This is a genomic window from Oceanobacillus caeni (genome assembly GCF_019037185.1).
Lineage (GTDB): Bacteria > Bacillota > Bacilli > Bacillales > Amphibacillaceae > Oceanobacillus > Oceanobacillus caeni.
In genome coordinates this window covers 163,236-179,544 of record NZ_JAHHXM010000003.1, presented here as the reverse complement: position 1 = coordinate 179,544, position 16,309 = coordinate 163,236, and the positions used below count along the sequence as shown (strand labels likewise).

Annotated in this window: 15 protein-coding genes and 2 pseudogenes; 15 read left to right on the top strand and 2 right to left on the bottom strand. The window is 34.2% G+C overall.

Annotated elements, in window-relative coordinates; all coding sequences use genetic code 11:
* The first annotated feature begins 138 nt into the window (after positions 1-138).
* The 3 genes from gcvT to gcvPB all read left to right on the top strand — a co-directional run bounded on the left by gcvT (position 139) and on the right by gcvPB (position 4,216).
* A complete protein-coding gene (gene gcvT / locus KM885_RS03455; RefSeq protein ID WP_047183840.1) occupies positions 139-1,248 on the top strand; it encodes a glycine cleavage system aminomethyltransferase GcvT in 1,110 nt (369 codons plus the stop codon).
* 165 nt (positions 1,249-1,413) lie between these two features.
* Positions 1,414-2,763 carry an aminomethyl-transferring glycine dehydrogenase subunit GcvPA gene (gene gcvPA / locus KM885_RS03450; RefSeq protein ID WP_216883525.1) on the top strand — a complete coding sequence of 450 codons (1,350 nt, stop codon included), beginning with the start codon at positions 1,414-1,416 and terminating at the stop codon, positions 2,761-2,763.
* On the top strand, positions 2,756-4,216 hold the full coding sequence (gcvPB, locus tag KM885_RS03445) for an aminomethyl-transferring glycine dehydrogenase subunit GcvPB (protein WP_145523214.1): 1,461 nt from the start codon (positions 2,756-2,758) through the stop codon (positions 4,214-4,216). The genes gcvPA and gcvPB overlap by 8 nt, the downstream gene beginning before the upstream one ends.
* 54 nt (positions 4,217-4,270) lie before the next feature.
* On the opposite strand, the gene KM885_RS03440 is transcribed toward gcvPB, so the two are convergent.
* Complete coding sequence (locus tag KM885_RS03440) at positions 4,271-4,642, bottom strand: rhodanese-like domain-containing protein (protein ID WP_047183843.1); 372 nt, start codon at positions 4,640-4,642, stop codon at positions 4,271-4,273.
* A 387-nt stretch (positions 4,643-5,029) separates the two neighbouring features.
* Here KM885_RS03440 and KM885_RS03435 point away from each other — a divergent pair.
* The 4 genes and pseudogenes from KM885_RS03435 to KM885_RS03420 form a co-directional block, all read left to right on the top strand.
* Positions 5,030-6,475, top strand: a pseudogene (locus KM885_RS03435) (vitamin B12-dependent ribonucleotide reductase); the annotation flags it as partial.
* A gap of 300 nt (positions 6,476-6,775) precedes the next feature.
* Positions 6,776-7,894: pseudogene (locus KM885_RS03430) on the top strand (vitamin B12-dependent ribonucleotide reductase); the annotation flags it as partial.
* 166 nt (positions 7,895-8,060) lie between these two features.
* Positions 8,061-8,477: a transcriptional regulator MntR gene (gene mntR / locus KM885_RS03425; protein ID WP_047183844.1), complete on the top strand. Its 417-nt coding sequence runs from the start codon at positions 8,061-8,063 to the stop codon at positions 8,475-8,477.
* Between the two features lie 118 nt (positions 8,478-8,595).
* Positions 8,596-9,489: a patatin-like phospholipase family protein gene (locus KM885_RS03420; RefSeq protein WP_047183845.1), complete on the top strand. Its 894-nt coding sequence runs from the start codon at positions 8,596-8,598 to the stop codon at positions 9,487-9,489.
* A gap of 16 nt (positions 9,490-9,505) precedes the next feature.
* Here KM885_RS03420 and KM885_RS03415 read toward each other — a convergent pair whose 3' ends face one another.
* Entirely contained in the window at positions 9,506-9,892 is a 387-nt protein-coding gene (locus KM885_RS03415) for an SA1362 family protein (protein WP_216883524.1), read from the bottom strand.
* A 444-nt stretch (positions 9,893-10,336) separates the two neighbouring features.
* Between KM885_RS03415 and KM885_RS03410 the strand changes: the two genes are divergently transcribed.
* The 8 genes from KM885_RS03410 (at position 10,337) to spoIIIAE (ending at position 16,303) form a co-directional block, all read left to right on the top strand.
* Complete coding sequence (locus KM885_RS03410) at positions 10,337-10,831, top strand: YqhR family membrane protein (RefSeq protein ID WP_047183847.1); 495 nt, start codon at positions 10,337-10,339, stop codon at positions 10,829-10,831.
* 129 nt (positions 10,832-10,960) lie between these two features.
* Positions 10,961-12,022 carry a M24 family metallopeptidase gene (locus KM885_RS03405; protein WP_060668135.1) on the top strand — a complete coding sequence of 354 codons (1,062 nt, stop codon included), beginning with the start codon at positions 10,961-10,963 and terminating at the stop codon, positions 12,020-12,022.
* A 23-nt stretch (positions 12,023-12,045) separates the two neighbouring features.
* Positions 12,046-12,609 (top strand): elongation factor P, encoded by a 564-nt coding sequence (efp, locus tag KM885_RS03400; RefSeq protein WP_047183849.1) that lies wholly within the window; start codon positions 12,046-12,048, stop codon positions 12,607-12,609.
* A gap of 330 nt (positions 12,610-12,939) precedes the next feature.
* Complete coding sequence (gene spoIIIAA / locus KM885_RS03395; RefSeq protein ID WP_244986891.1) at positions 12,940-13,866, top strand: stage III sporulation protein AA; 927 nt, start codon at positions 12,940-12,942, stop codon at positions 13,864-13,866.
* Positions 13,863-14,375 carry a stage III sporulation protein SpoIIIAB gene (gene spoIIIAB, locus KM885_RS03390; protein ID WP_047183851.1) on the top strand — a complete coding sequence of 171 codons (513 nt, stop codon included), beginning with the start codon at positions 13,863-13,865 and terminating at the stop codon, positions 14,373-14,375. The genes spoIIIAA and spoIIIAB overlap by 4 nt, the downstream gene beginning before the upstream one ends.
* Positions 14,376-14,392: 17 nt before the next feature.
* Entirely contained in the window at positions 14,393-14,593 is a 201-nt protein-coding gene (gene spoIIIAC, locus KM885_RS03385) for a stage III sporulation protein AC (protein WP_047183852.1), read from the top strand.
* 12 nt (positions 14,594-14,605) lie between these two features.
* A complete protein-coding gene (gene spoIIIAD, locus KM885_RS03380) occupies positions 14,606-14,998 on the top strand; it encodes a stage III sporulation protein AD (RefSeq protein WP_047183853.1) in 393 nt (130 codons plus the stop codon).
* A 123-nt stretch (positions 14,999-15,121) separates the two neighbouring features.
* On the top strand, positions 15,122-16,303 hold the full coding sequence (gene spoIIIAE, locus KM885_RS03375) for a stage III sporulation protein AE (protein ID WP_052771613.1): 1,182 nt from the start codon (positions 15,122-15,124) through the stop codon (positions 16,301-16,303).
* Positions 16,304-16,309 lie beyond the last annotated feature (6 nt).

Genomic DNA, 16,309 nt, shown 5'->3' with positions numbered 1-16,309 from the left:
TTTAATATGAGGACATGATAGCGAAGAATGAAGGTATTCTGGTAACAAGAAGTGTTGTAAAAAGGACAGATATTCTTTTTTAAGGAATTTCTGTCTTTTTTGGTATAGTGAACATTTTTAATGAGGGAGTGAGATTAAATCGAGAAGCTAAAACAAACGGTCATATACCCAGAATATAAACAGAATGGAGCTAGGACAATTGATTTTGAAGGATGGGAATTACCTGTTCGTTTTTCGACTATAAACGATGAACATGAAGCAACTAGATTACGAGCGGGACTATTTGATGTTTCTCATATGGGAAAAATAAAAATATCAGGTCCCAAGAGTTTAGAATTTTTACAACAGATGACAACGAATGATCTATCTAAGTTAACACAATCAAAGGCTCAGTATACGGTTATGTGTTATGAGAATGGTGGAACGGTTGACGACCTTATTATCTACATGGTAGCAGATTTTGAATATGTATTAGTCGTTAATGCGGCTAACACAATAAAAGATTATAAATGGCTGAATCAAAATAATAAATATGATTTTCAGCAGGTTCAAATTGAAATTGTTACACATCATTATGTTCAATTAGCTTTACAGGGGCCAAACGCTGAACGGATTTTACAAAAATTAACCAAAACGAACCTTCAGGAATTACGTTTCTTTGAATGTAAGCATGGAATTGACTTTTTAGGAATGGGAACACCAGCAATGATTTCCAGAACGGGTTATACAGGGGAAGACGGATTTGAAATTTATATTCACCCACAAGAGGGAAGAAACCTTTGGAAAAAGCTTTTACAACTTGGTATGGAAGAAGGGATACAACCAATAGGTCTAGGAGCAAGAGATACGCTTCGATTAGAGGCAGGATTACCTCTTTATGGTCAGGAGCTATCAAAAGAAATAACCCCTATGGAAGCAAATTTGAATTTTGTAGTGAAGCTAGATAAAGGTGTCGATTTTATTGGAAGGAAAACTTTAACAGAACAAAAGATGCAAGGACCCCAAAGGAAGATAGTTGGAATTGAAATGATAGAGAAGGGCATTCCACGGCACGGGTGTAACGTGTTGATAGACAATTCAATAATTGGTTATGTAACTTCTGGAACACATTCTCCTACTCTTAAAAAAAGTATCGGCATGGCTTTACTTGATTCCCAATATTCTTCTACTGGGATGGAAGTTAAAGTTCAAATACGGAATCGAGTATGTAATGCAATCGTTGTCCCTTTACCTTTTTATCCCATCTAAACGGGCAGTAAGACTCCCACCTCAAGCTTCCGGGGAAGTGAAGAAGGTGAGAGGGAGATCAACTGCCCATAAAAGCCCGATAAGTGCGACTAACCATCAGTGGGTGGATGAAGGAAATCCCCGCTGATGGAAGTCTTCTTTATTCACGGAGAAGGAGGCATTCCAATGAATTTTCGGTATTTACCTATGACGGAATCAGATAAAAATGAAATGTTAAAAGCAATAGGGATTCAGTCAGCGGAAGAATTATTTTCGGATATACCCCAATCCATCCGATTAAACAGGACTTTAAATTTAAAAGAACCAACAAGTGAATATCAATTGATCAAGGAGTTAAATGATATTTCTAGAAAAAATGCAAATTTAAAGGATTATGTATCATTTCTTGGTGCGGGCGTGTATGATCACTTTATCCCATCTGTCGTTGATCATGTCATATCTAGATCGGAATTCTATACTGCCTATACTCCCTATCAAGCCGAAATTTCTCAGGGGGAGTTACAAGCTATTTTTGAATTTCAAACGATGGTTTCAGAAATTACAGGTATGCCGATTGCTAACTCATCAATGTATGATGGTGGTACAGCTCTTGCAGAAGCAGTTAATTTAAGTGCAGCACATACGAAGAAAAAGAAAATCCTTGTTTCCCAATTAGTTCATCCAGAGTCAAGGGAGATTATCAAAGCCTATGCAAAAGGTCATAACTTAGAAATTATCGAGATTGAGGAGAAACAGGGGAGGACAAATCTTCAAGAGTTAGAAAAGATGGTTGATCCTGAAACGGCAAGTGTTGTCATTCAATATCCAAACTTTTTTGGACAAATAGAACCTTTAGCGGAAATCAATAAGGTAATCAAGAAAGAAAAAGACATTATGTTCATTGTTTCAAGTAATCCCCTTGCATTAGGTTACTTCACTCCTCCTAGTGAATTTGGGGCAGATATGGTAGTCGGAGACATGCAAGTATTAGGTATAAAATCACAATATGGTGGACCGCATTGCGGATATTTTGCTACAACTAAGAAACTAATGAGAAAAATTCCCGGTCGTCTTGTAGGACAAACGAAAGATGAGAACGGGGTAAGAGGTTTTGTTTTAACTTTACAAGCAAGGGAGCAACACATTCGCAGAGAAAAAGCAACTTCCAACATTTGTTCTAATCAGGCGTTAAATGCTTTAGCTAGTTCTGTTGCACTAAGCTCCTTGGGGAAACACGGTTTATATAAAATGGCAAAGCTAAATATTCAAAAAGGAAGATATATGCTGCAGCAACTCGAAAATAACAATATAGAAGTAGTTTTTAAAACACCTTTCTTCAATGAAATAGTAATACAACTTAAAAAATCTGTTAAATGTGTAAACCGGATTCTTTTACAAAAAGGAATAATTGGTGGATACGATTTGTCGGATGAATATCCAGATTATCCAAATCATATGTTGATTGCCATTACAGAGACTCGCACAAAAGAAGAAATTGATCAATTTACAAAAGAATTGGGGGATATCAATGGTTAATAAAGATTACCCATTAATTTTTGAAAGGAGTCAGGAGGGAAGAACTGGTTGTAGTCTCCCAGAATTAGATGTACCAGAAACGGAAATAGAAGGCGATATCAATCCTGTTTATATTCGAAAAGAATTAGCTGAACTTCCAGAGGTCAATGAATTAGAATTAATTCGACACTATACTGGTTTATCTACACGTAATTATGGAGTGGATTCGGGATTTTATCCCCTTGGATCATGTACGATGAAATATAATCCGAAAATAAATGAAGAAATTGCAAAGCTGGATGGTTTTTCATATCTTCATCCCTATCAATTATTGGAAACTGTTCAAGGGGCATTGGAAATCATGTACGATTTACAATATGCTTTAAAAGAAATCACAGGTATGTATGAGTTCACTTTACAATCGGCAGCTGGAGCTCATGGAGAGTGGACTGCTTTAATGATGATAAAAGCATACCATGAACAAAACGGGGATTACGGTCGGACAAAAGTTATTATTCCTGATTCAGCCCATGGAACAAATCCGGCATCGGTAACAGTGGCAGGTTTAGAAGTAATAACCGTTCAATCTAATGAAGAGGGGTTAGTTGATTTAGAGCACTTAAAACAAGTAGTTGGAGATGATACAGCTGCTTTAATGTTGACAAATCCTAACACATTAGGATTATTTGAAACTGAAATTATAGAAATAGCCGAAATTATTCACGATGCCGGTGGAAAACTATATTATGACGGTGCCAATTTGAATGCCATTATGGGTTATACTAGACCGGGAGATATGGGATTTGATGCGGTTCACTTAAATCTTCATAAAACGTTTACAGGACCTCACGGTGGGGGTGGACCTGGATCAGGGCCAGTGGGTGTTTCAAAAGAGTTAGAGCCGTTTTTACCAAAACCTGTATTAAGAAAAGAAGGAAATGATTTTGTTTTTGACTATAATCGACCGAAATCAATTGGAAAGGTTAAGTCATATTATGGTAATTTTGGAATTAATCTTCGGGCATACACGTACATTAGAACAATGGGAGCGGAAGGATTAAAGAAAGTTAGTGAATATGCAGTGATAAATGCTAATTATATGATGAGGAAATTAAAAAAGGCTTTTGAACTACCATTTGACAGACATTGCAAGCATGAATTTGTCTTATCAGGTATAAAACAAAAGAAATTAGGGGTACGGACTTTAGATATAGCGAAGCGGCTCTTAGATTTTGGTTACCATCCACCTACAATATATTTTCCATTAATAATAGAAGAGGCAATGATGATTGAGCCTACCGAAACAGAATCGAAAGAAACATTGGATCAATTTATTGATACAATGTTGTCAATTGCCAAAGAAGTAGAAGAAACACCTAATATAGTACTGGAAGCACCTCATCATACAGTAGTAAAACGAGTGGATGAAACTACTGCTGCACGAAAACCAATATTAAGATATGATTGGGATTAACATAAACAAGAGGACAAAGGTTTGGAATCTTTGTCCTCTTTTTCATGGTATTTACTATTTGGTTTTTATTTTTCCAGTCCATTTTTTAAATCCGCCTTTAAGCTGGGAAATATCCTCATAGCCTTTTTTGTGGAGGATTTGTGCTGCTCTGGCGGATCTTGAACCACTTTGGCAATAAAGATAGACTGGTTTATCTTTTCTTAATTCAATTAATCGTTGTTTCAATTGTGTAACTGGAATATTTCTTGCTCCTAGAATATGACCACGATCAAATTCTTGAGGTTCACGTACATCTATTAGTTGAGCCTTACGATACCCTTTAATAAATTCTTCCTCTGTTAAGGTTTTTAGATAAGATCGTTGTCTGTAAAAGCGAAAAATTCCAAACGCAAGAATAACTAATAAAGCAATAATTAATAATTTCATTTTTTTCCCCCGTTTATTCTCGAATGTATAGTATTTATTATATGTTTAATTTGCTATTTTTTAAAGTTTTTTATATGATGTCTATTTGTAATGCCTATTAAAAATAGGTGGGTGAGTGTTTTAAATAGAATATATAAAAGCAAATAGGAAAAAAGTTTATTCCTTTGACTTTTCCTTCCAATTATATTGTTTTTCTCTATTTTTTAACAAATTTCATAGTTTTTCTAAGTTGACAAAAAGTACATATTTACTACAAAATACAATATATTGTGTTAGTTTTTTGGATTAAGTACGATATATTGTATTAATATCATTTCAATGGTATTGTAATAGTATCATAAAAAACTACCTTCTTGGTAGTATAATTTTTTTAAGGGAGAAGATTCAATGACTACTTTTGTCGAGGGAAAGAATCGAATAAACATAGAATCGCTTAACAAAGACATAGAACAGTTTAGTGCTGTACATCCAATAACAAAAGATATGAAACTTACTCACAAAGGTGTTTCCCGTTTAGTAATGTTAGACCGTTATTCATATAAAGATACAACGAAGAAAACACTAAAAGTTGGGGACTTTGTTGTGCTAACGGTCAAAGCGGACCCTAAATTCCCGGCTAGAGGTTTAGGTTTTATCGAGTCCATTGATTGGAAAAGCAAAACAGCTGAGGTGAAGGTTGAACCGGAATATGTTTCTGTTTTAGATGATGAAAAAGAGATGAAAACAGGTGTTGTTAAACGTTCACTAGATACGATAGATAAGCCTTTAGAAGTTTATTATGAACAAATTGCTATGAGAAATGCGACAGGTTTATCTTCTGTCGAAATATCTGAGGATAAAAGGAAAGAATGGTTCCAAAAGTATTATGAGGAACTATCTAGCTTGAATTTTATTCCAGCTGGCAGGGTGTTATATGGTGCTGGATCCGAAACGGAAGTAACTTACTTCAACTGTTATGTTATGCCTTATGTAAGAGATTCACGTGAAGGCATTTCTGATCACCGCAAAAAAGTAATGGAAATCATGAGTAGAGGTGGAGGAGTAGGAACAAACGGTTCTACTTTAAGACCGAGAAACACACTGGCAAGGGGAGTAAATGGGAAATCTTCTGGCTCCGTTTCATGGTTAGATGATATTGCCAAGCTTACACATTTGGTAGAACAGGGTGGATCGCGCAGAGGGGCACAAATGATAATGTTGGTAGATTCTCATCCTGATATTATTGAATTTATTATTTCTAAAATGCAAAACCCTAGAATTCTTAGGTATTTAATTGAAAATACAGAAGATGAACAAATAAAAAAAATAGCAGAAGAAAAATTGAAATTTATTCCACTTACAGAGACAGAAGAAGATCTTTATCAAGGAATTCTTAACTACAAAAACATTCCTGGTCAGGGTGGTTTTTCAGATGCTGTATTTCGTGAAGCAGAAGAAAAATTAAGAACAGGCGGTACGTACTCTGTTCACAATCCAGAATTTTTAACAGGAGCTAATATTTCTGTTTGTATTACAAAAGAATTTATGGATGCCGTTGAAAATGATGATTATTATGAGCTTCGTTTCCCAGACGTTGAGAATTACACGGAAGAAGAAATGAAGGCTTATAACGAAAAATGGCATGAAGTTGGCGATGTTCGTCAATGGGAAGAAATGGGTTATGGAATTCGTATATACCGTCATATTAAAGCAAAAGAATTGTGGAAGTTAATTAATATTTGTGCAACCTATTCAGCAGAACCAGGTATTTTCTTTATTGACAATGCAAACGAAATGACAAATGCGAAAAGTTATGGACAACAAGTAGTTGCAACAAATCCGTGTGGTGAAAAAATAGCATAGTTTGCCTCACGTAAAAAATTGCGGGATAAAGCGGGAAGGCTGAGAATGCTAATCCGAACCGAAGGCTAGAAGTAAAGCTCTAGTCAGGGGCAACGCATAGATGGTGAACCTCATCTGAGAATATAATCCATCCACGAGACCGCAACATTACACACACCTTATCAAGATAATTTTAAGGGAAGAAGATATCATGAACCGAGGATATTCCTGTGTAATGAAAATGTATGCTGAACTTGCAGGAACTCAACTGTAAGAACTATTGGATAAAAAACCGATAGGATAACAAAATTGGAACAACCTCTTGCACCATATTCTGTTTGTAATTTAGCTGCTGTAAACCTTGCAGAGATGGCAAATAAAGATACGAAAACAGTAAACTTTGAAAAACTAGCACAAACGGTTAAAACGGGTGTGCGTATGCAAGATAACGTTATTGACGCTACTCCATACTTCTTAAAAGAAAATGAAAAACAAGCATTAGGGGAACGTCGAATTGGTTTAGGTGTTATGGGGCTTCACGATTTATTAATTTACTGTGAATCTGCATATGGTTCTGAGGAAGGTAATAAATTAGTTGATAAAGTCTTTGAAACAATTGCTGTAACAGCATATAGAACTTCTGTTGAATTAGCTAAAGAAAAAGGAAGCTTCCCATTCTTAGTAGGTAAAACAGAAGAGGAAACCAAACAATTACGTCAAGCGTTTATCAATACAGGTTATATGAAGAGAATGCCTAAGGATATTCGTGATGACATCTTAAAATATGGAATTCGTAACTCTCACTTACTTACCGTTGCGCCAACTGGAAGTACTGGAACAATGGTTGGTGTGTCAACTGGACTTGAGCCTTACTACTCATTTTCTTACTTTAGAAGTGGACGACTTGGTAAGTTTATTGAGGTAAAAGCAGATATTGTCCAAGAATATTTAGATCAGCATCCTGAAGTAGATTCAAATGAACTACCAGAATGGTTTGTAACTGCTATGGATTTATCACCTGAAGAACATGCTGATACACAATGTGTAATTCAGCGTTGGGTAGATAGTTCCATCTCTAAAACAGTAAATGCTCCAAGAGGATATACTGTTGAACAAGTAGAAAGTGTATACGAAAGATTGTATAGAGGCGGTGCAAAAGGCGGTACGGTATATGTAGATGGAAGCCGTGACAGCCAAGTATTAACCTTAAAAGCAGAAGAAAATTCATTTGAACAAACAGAACTATTTGAAGAAGATAAGAAACCGAAAGTTGTACTTGTTGACACCGTTCAAGAATTGGAAAAAACAAGCGTAACGATTGGATCTGAAGTAGGAAATACTTGTCCAGTATGTCGTGAAGGAACTGTTGAAGATATAGGCGGTTGTAACACATGTACAAGTTGTGGTGCACAATTAAAATGTGGGCTTTAAGAATTATAAGGGATTAGCTAATTAGCTAATCCCTTTTCTGTGGTATGATATTGTAGTAAATAAAACTTATTCACAAATAGTAAAAGCTTGTTTAACATATTTATTTCATGTATTCTTATTTACAGTAAACAATTTTGCCTGAACTTAAAAAAAGCGAGGGAATAGCATGCCAACTCCTAGTATGGAAGATTACATAGAAATTATTTATAATCTAATGGAAAAGAAAGGTTTTGTTCGTGTTTCTGATATTGCAGAGAAATTATCTGTTCACCCTTCATCTGTTACAAAAATGGTACAGAAATTAGACAAAGATAACTATTTAGATTACGAAAAGTATCGTGGGTTTGTACTTACCCCAAAAGGAAAAAAAATTGGTGAGCGTCTAGTATATCGACATGAACTACTAGAAGATTTTCTTGAAATAATTGGAGTAGACAAAGAAAATATTTATAACGATGTTGAAGGTATTGAACATCATTTAAGTTGGAATTCCATTGATCGTATTGGTGACTTAGTCCGTTATTTTAAGTCAAACGATGTAAGAGTGAACGAACTTAGAAAAGTGCAAAATGAAACGGAATAAAATAAAGAAAATTGTAGATATGGTTCTAAAAGTTTTTGCTCTTGATTAAGAATAAAAGTAGCATAAAGTTTTATGCGTCCTTTCTATGTATTAGAAAACAAGCATAAGGAGCGAACGGATGAAAATTGATGCTGTTTTTTCTGGTGGTGGAGTTAAAGCTTTTGCATTTGCTGGCGTATTAAAAAGCTTAGAGGAAAGTGAATTTGATTTAGAACGTGTTGCTGGAACATCTGCAGGAGCAATTGTGGCATCCCTTATCGCCTCAGATTACAAAATAGATGAAATCATTCAATTAACCCAAGAGCTTGATTTAAAAAAATTTTTAGATCCCCCCGCTCTAACCAAATATATCCCAATGAGTAAATGGTTGTTTTTATATTTCCAATTAGGTCTTAATAAAGGAAAAAAATTAGAAGATTGGTTATACCAAACATTAGCCCAAAAAAATATCTATACGTTTAATGATATTAAGGAAGGATATTTAAAAGTTGTCGTAAGTGACTTGTCCCTAGGAAAACTAGTTATTATACCAGATGATTTAGAACGTATTTACGGAATACATCCTAAGCATTTTCCGGTTTCAACAGCAGTAAGGATGAGCGCTGGGTTTCCTTATTTTTTTATGCCGAAGAAAATGCCAGGAAAAACAGATAAGAAAAGTATTATTGTGGATGGAGGCTTATTAAGTAATTTTCCAATGTGGTTATTTAATGACGGTGAACAAAGGGACACGAGACCAGTACTAGGAATTAAGTTTACAGGTTCCGTTGAAAAGGAAAATACTCCAAGGCAAATTAGTAATGCTTTTGATATGTTTACAGCTCTATTCGCTACGATGAAACAGGCGCATGATGCAAGATATATTTCAAAATCAGAGAAAAATAATATTATTTTTATACCAGTAGAGGGTGTAGATACAGTGAATTTTCATATTGATATAAAAGTAAAACAAGAATTATTCGATATCGGTAAAACCTATACCGATGAATTTTTAAAACATTGGCCTAAATAGACAAAAGACCGAACTTCTAAAAGGAAGCACGGTCTTTTCTTTTTGTTTTGTTTCCATCAATAACTTTTAGATGTCCCGCTGAACGTCTGCTTCGGTTTTTCTTAATAGGATTTGGTTGCTTTTTGGAAGTTAATTTCGCGGCATGAGTTGCTCTTACGTTGTCACTTTTGTATTTTGCTTTTGATTGGCGAACAGCTTTTTTATATTTCTTCATTTCATTAGAAGGAGCCTTCTTTCTAAGAAAAACGAAATAAATCAATGCAAATATAACTAAACCAAAGAAAATAGTTGTTAAAATACTCATTACAAACTTACCTGGCTGTGTGAAAAGTTGAGAAACTATGCCAATAACCCCTAACCCAATAATTACATAAAACAGTATTGACCATTTATTCCGAACCACAGAATCTCCTCCTTTTTTATTCGAACCTATTAGCAGGTAGGAAAGTATAAAAATCTTTCCTGTCTGGGGCTCCGATTACTCGGCCCACCGTGAAGATTTATATAAGTGCAACTAAGGCAATCACCTAAAGGCGACCCCAAGTTTTCTAATATATTTTGGAAAGCGAGTGTAGAACCATTCGAAAGAAAACAGTTGATATAATTCTAGGATATGTAAACTTTGATCAAATCATCCTTTATTACTAATTTTCCCCTGTTTTTTTAAAAATATTCATTATAAAATATCAAGTTGTTACAATAATAATTAATTTCTTATATTATATGCAGAAACTTGACTTTGTTTAATTTCATTTTACTAAATACTTAAGAACATAACTAGTTATTTATACCAGTCTATATGATTGGTTTTTATGTATTTGGTAATAATACTTGTGAGGTGATTCATATGAGTGAGAATAAGCAATTAGAACATAATAAACCTGAGAATACAATGTCTCTATTGAGTAGATCATTATTAACCGGTTTTATCGGGGGTATTCTATGGAGTACGATTGCTATATTTTTATATTATTTTAATTTTGTGGAAGTTTCACCTAAATCATTTGTTTTAAGATCCTGGTTGAAAACGGATTGGACTGACAGTTGGTTAGGTGATCTTGTTTCCATTATTATAATAGGACTTTTATCCATTGTCACGGCAATAATTTACTATGGTTTATTAAAAAAAGTGAAGACGATGTGGATCAGTGTTGTATATGGAATTATCCTATGGGGTATTGTATTTTATTTATTACAACCCATCTATACAAATATTCCAAAACTAGTTGAATTGAATACTAATTCTATTGTAACATCTTTATGTTTATTTATCTTGTATGGCACTTTTATTGGATATTCTATTTCTTATGATTATCACGATACCCAAGTAGAACAATTGTAGAAAAGTTTTTAAAGTTGTTTTTATAAGGAAAGCATTATTCAAATGAATATTTTTATGATAAACTAAAAAATAGTTAAATTTTAACAGTAATCTCATGAACGATGATTTTCATTAGGAAAGGGTGGGGGCATGGAAAGGTTATCCAAATTAAGAAAAGCTTTAAATCAAAATAAATTAGATGGAATACTTGTAACCAGTCCTTATAACAGACGATATATAACAGGCTTCACGGGTACGGCTGGGGTTGCAATTATTTCGGAAAGTGATTCTCGTTTTATTACGGATTTTAGATACACAGAACAAGCGAATGAACAAGCAAAAGAGTTTCAAATTATCGAGCATAAAACACAAATTGAACAAGAGTTAAAAACTCAATTAAAAGAAATGAATATAAGAAGGCTTGGATTCGAAAAAGATCATGTAACTTTTGGAGAATATGAATTATATAGTAAGATCTTAGAAGTGGAACTCGTACCGGTAAGTGGAATCATTGAGGAAATTCGTCTAATTAAAACACCAGAAGAACTAGAAATATTAAAGAAAGCAGCTAAAATTGCCGATGATGCTTTTGAACACATACAGGCTTACATTAAGCCTGGTGTGAAAGAAATAGATGTATCGAATGAACTTGAATTTTTCATGAGAAAACAAGGTGCTACGGCTTCGAGTTTCGACACCATTGTAGCTTCTGGTTATCGTTCTGCCCTTCCGCATGGTGTAGCTTCAAATAAGGAAATCCAATCTGGAGAATTGGTAACATTAGATTATGGCGCCATCTATGAGGGTTACTGCTCAGACATTACAAGAACAGTAGCTGTTGGTGAAATCTCTGACCAATTGAATGATATCTATCATACAGTTTTAGAAGCAAACTTAGAAGGTGTAAAAGGAACAAAACCGGGTATGACTGGAAAAGAAGCAGACGACTTAACTAGAAATTATATCGAAGAAAAAGGATATGGAAAATATTTCGGTCATTCGACAGGGCACGGTATTGGCCTTGAAGTCCATGAAGGACCAACCTTATCCAAACGGTCTGACAAAGTTCTTGAGCCTGGAATGGTAGTAACGATAGAGCCAGGTATTTATCTCGCTAATATCGGTGGGTGTCGAATTGAAGATGATATCATCATTACCGAAAACGGCAATGAACGTTTGACGTTTGCACCTAAGGAATTAATACAACTTTAGTATTTGAAACGGAGGAAAACATAATGATTTCAGTAAACGAATTTAAAACAGGCCTAACAATTAAAGTAGATGGAGATATATTACAAGTTATCGAATTCCAACATGTTAAACCGGGTAAAGGTGCAGCTTTTGTACGTTCAAAATTACGTAACTTAAGAAATGGAAACATCCAGGAAAAAACATTCCGCGGTGGGGAAAAGGTAGATACAGCACATATTGATAACAATAAAATGCAATATCTTTATGCAAGTGGAAATACCCATGCTTTTATGAATACGAATACTTATGAGCAAATAGAGATTCCTTCAGAACAAATAGAATCTCAATTAAAATTTATAAAAGAAAACATGGAAGTGAACGTCATCAGTTATGAAGGTGAAATCCTTGGTGTTGACTTACCTAATAACGTAGAGTTAGAAGTAATCGAAACAGAACCAGGTATTAAAGGTGATACAGCTAGTGGTGGTTCCAAACCTGCAACAGTAGAAACAGGTCTAGTGGTTCAAGTACCATTCTTTGTAAATAAAGGAGATATCCTAGTTATAAATACTTCTGACGGAAAATATGTTTCTAGAGCAAACCATTAATAAAGTTTTTAAGTGCGACTAACCATCAGTGGGATAGAAGGAAAATCCCCACTGATGGTTAGTCTTCTGTATACTACCTATCGAAAAAAGTCTTAGCAGATGCTAAGGCTTTTTTTAATAGATTAATGAAAATATAAAAATTTAGCTTATTAAATCTTATCATAGGGAAGGCCACGTCTAGCTCCAGCGCTAAAGCCGTAGCGAGACTTCCTTCACCTTCGTACGTCGCTAAACGGGCGCTTGCGCTTTTGCTAATAGAGAAAATTAGTCATAATTCAATGTTGTAAACATACATTTTATTATATACCTACAAAAAAGAGAGGGTCCAAAATGGAAGAAATTTTACGATTATTTCCAAATGAAATGAGACAAGTTATTGAGACGAAAATTGGGAATCGCTGGGACTTTCTTCAAGAAATTCGAATACGATTGTTTCAACCAATTGAATTTATTTTTGATAGGCAAATAGAATGGATTACTCATGTGAAACCAAGTAAGCACGATGGAGTGTATATAGTAAACCAGCTTAGTGAATTTTCATTATATCGTATGACCGATGAATTACGTGAAGGATATATCACTATTGAAGGAGGGCATCGCGTAGGAATTGCCGGAAGAGTCAATACGATTGGTGGTGCTGTAAAAGCGCTACAATACATCACCTTTTTTAATATTCGAATAGCAAAGCAAAAAATTGGGGTTGCTAATGCAATTATTCCTTACATTTTTAAAGAAAAATATTTAAACACATTACTTGTAGGTGCACCGCAAACCGGTAAAACAACACTTATTCGTGATACTACTAGGTTAATTTCATCAGGGTGGGGAAAAGTTCCAGCACAAAAAGTTGGTGTCATCGATGAAAGATCAGAAATTGCTGCTTCAATCAATGGTATTCCACAACTTGATCTTGGGACTAGAACAGATGTAATGGATGCATGTCCGAAAGCGGAAGGTATGATGATGATGATTCGTTCGATGTCACCTGATGTATTAGTGGTAGATGAAATTGGTAGTGCAGATGATATAAACGCGTTAATAGAAGCAATTAATACAGGGGTAACAGTTATTTGTACAATACATGGTCAAAGTTTAATTGAATTAAAAAAACGACCTTCTCTAGACATTCTATTTCAACATAAGGTTTTCGAAAGATTTCTCTTTTTAGAAAAAACGGGACAACCATCTGTTTTGAAAAAGGTTTATGACCAAAATGAAAAGGAAATTTTACAGAAAACGAGGTTTGTTATTACATGAATTGGATTGGTGCCCTTTTATTGATCAGTACAACGACATGGTTAGGATTTGATTGGAGTAACCGATTATCTAATCGGCCAAAACAAATAAGACAACTAAAAAATGCATTACAAATTTTAGAAGCAGAAATTGTTTATAGTCAATTACCACTCAAAGAGGCCTTTTTAAATATATCGAGACAAATTCCAGAACCTACAAGATTCTTTTTTGAAGAAATAGGTCTGAGTTTACAAGATAAAAATATAGATTTCTATATAATCTGGAAAGAGAAAGTGGATGCACTTATCAATAATTCAAGCCTAGCTATTAATGAAAAAGAAATCTTATACCAGTTTGGAAGAACTATAGGGCAGCATGATTTTTATCAACAACAAAAGCATATTCAATTAACACTATCCCATTTAGAACGAGAACTTGAAGATGCTAGAGAGGAGCAATATAAATACAGTAAAATGGCCAAAAGTTTAGGATTTTTAGCTGGTTTATTTATTGTATTATTGCTGATTTAACGGAAAGGAGTCAATCCATGTTTGCAGATGCACAAATCTTATTTCAAATCGCAGGAATTGGAATCATTGTTGCACTAATACATACAATTTTAAAACAAATGGGGAAAGAAGAAATTGCACAGTTTGCAACGTTAATAGGATTTATCATTGTTCTTGTTATTGTGATTAATGGACTTTCCGATTTATTTAACCAAATAAAATCGGTATTTCTTTTCTAGGAGCATGTAATCATGGATATATTACAAATTGTGCTTCTCGGGGTTGTTGCTAGTATTTTATATCTCATCTTAAAAGATACAAATAGTTCTTTTGCATTTTTTATTATTTTGATAACTGGAATTATCATCTTTTTTGCGATAATACAACAGATTTTAATTATATTTGAATTAATCCAAAATCTCGGAAGAAATGCGAATATCGATGGTTTGTATATGGAAACGATATTGAAAATTATCGGTATAGCGTACATTGCAGAACTCGGAGCTAATCTAACGAAAGAAGCGGGGTTAAGTGCCGTTGCCAAAAACATTGAATTGGCAGGGAAGGTTTTTATCATTTTACTTGCAGTTCCAATCATTACAGCAGTTGTAGAAGCCATTTTGAACTTTTTACCTTCTGTGTAGAAACTGCTTTGAAGACCTGGGGCTCTGAAGAAATCGCCTCACCGTAAAGATATGAATTAGTAATACTAAGGTATTTGCTAAAGCTTAGTGAACGCCAAGTTTAGAAGGGGGAATGTATAGTGAATGAAATTTAAAATTTATATTGCAACCCTATTTGGCCTATTCACTATTATTTTTCTCTTCATTGGACAAGTACCTGTTCATGCAGAAACGCAACAAATGGATGTTAGCAATGCTTTATTAAATGAAATCTCTTTAGAGGGTGTTGAAAATTACTGGGATCAATTAGTTCAAGAATACGGTACATATGTGCCAGAACTCGAAAAAACAACCGTATATGAATTTATCAAGAATCAAGACTCGCTTTCGATTAAAGGAGTTTTATTAGGATTAATCAAATATTTGTTTTATGAAATTATTCTAAACGGTAAACTACTCGGTACGTTGCTATTGCTTACTTTATTTTCTATATTATTGCAGACCATGCACACAGCCTTCGAAAGTTCAGCTGTAAGTAAAATAGCATATTTTGTAGTATATATTGTTCTAATCTTTTTAGCATTAAATAGCTTCTATGTAGCTGTTTCTTACGTGGAAGATGCGATAGGTATGATGAGTAGTTTTATGATTGGGCTATTACCTCTCATATTGGGATTAATGGCCACATTTGGAAATATCATCTCAGTATCTTTCTTTCACCCTATTATTATTTTTCTCATCAATGTTAGCAGTATATTAGTGTCTTCTTTCATTTTACCTTTACTATTTTTATCGGCAATCCTCACCATTGTAAATAACATAAGTGATAATTATAAAGTAAGTCATTTAGCAAATTTATTTAAGACAGTCAGTATGGGAGTATTAGGTATATTTTTAACAATCTTTTTAGGAGTTATATCCGTACAAGGAACAGCGAGTGCCATACAAGATGGTGTTGCAATGAAGACTGCAAAATTTGTGACTGGTAATTTTATACCAGTAGTTGGTCGAACATTTACTGATGCAACAGACACAATCTTAAGTGCTTCTTTGTTATTAAAAAATGCAGTGGGGATCGTTGGATTAATTATCGTATTATTTATTGTGTTATTTCCTGCTTTAAAAGTTGCTGCCATTGCAATTATTTATAAAATAGCTGCAGCAGTTTTACAACCGATAGGGGATGGACCAGTCATAACTACTTTAAATACGATTAGCAATTATATCCTATTTGTCCTTGCTTGTCTGCTTTCAATATCTATTATGTTTTTTTTAGCAATCGTTATTATCGTTGTTGCTAGCAATCTTACTATGTTAATCCGATAGGGGTAG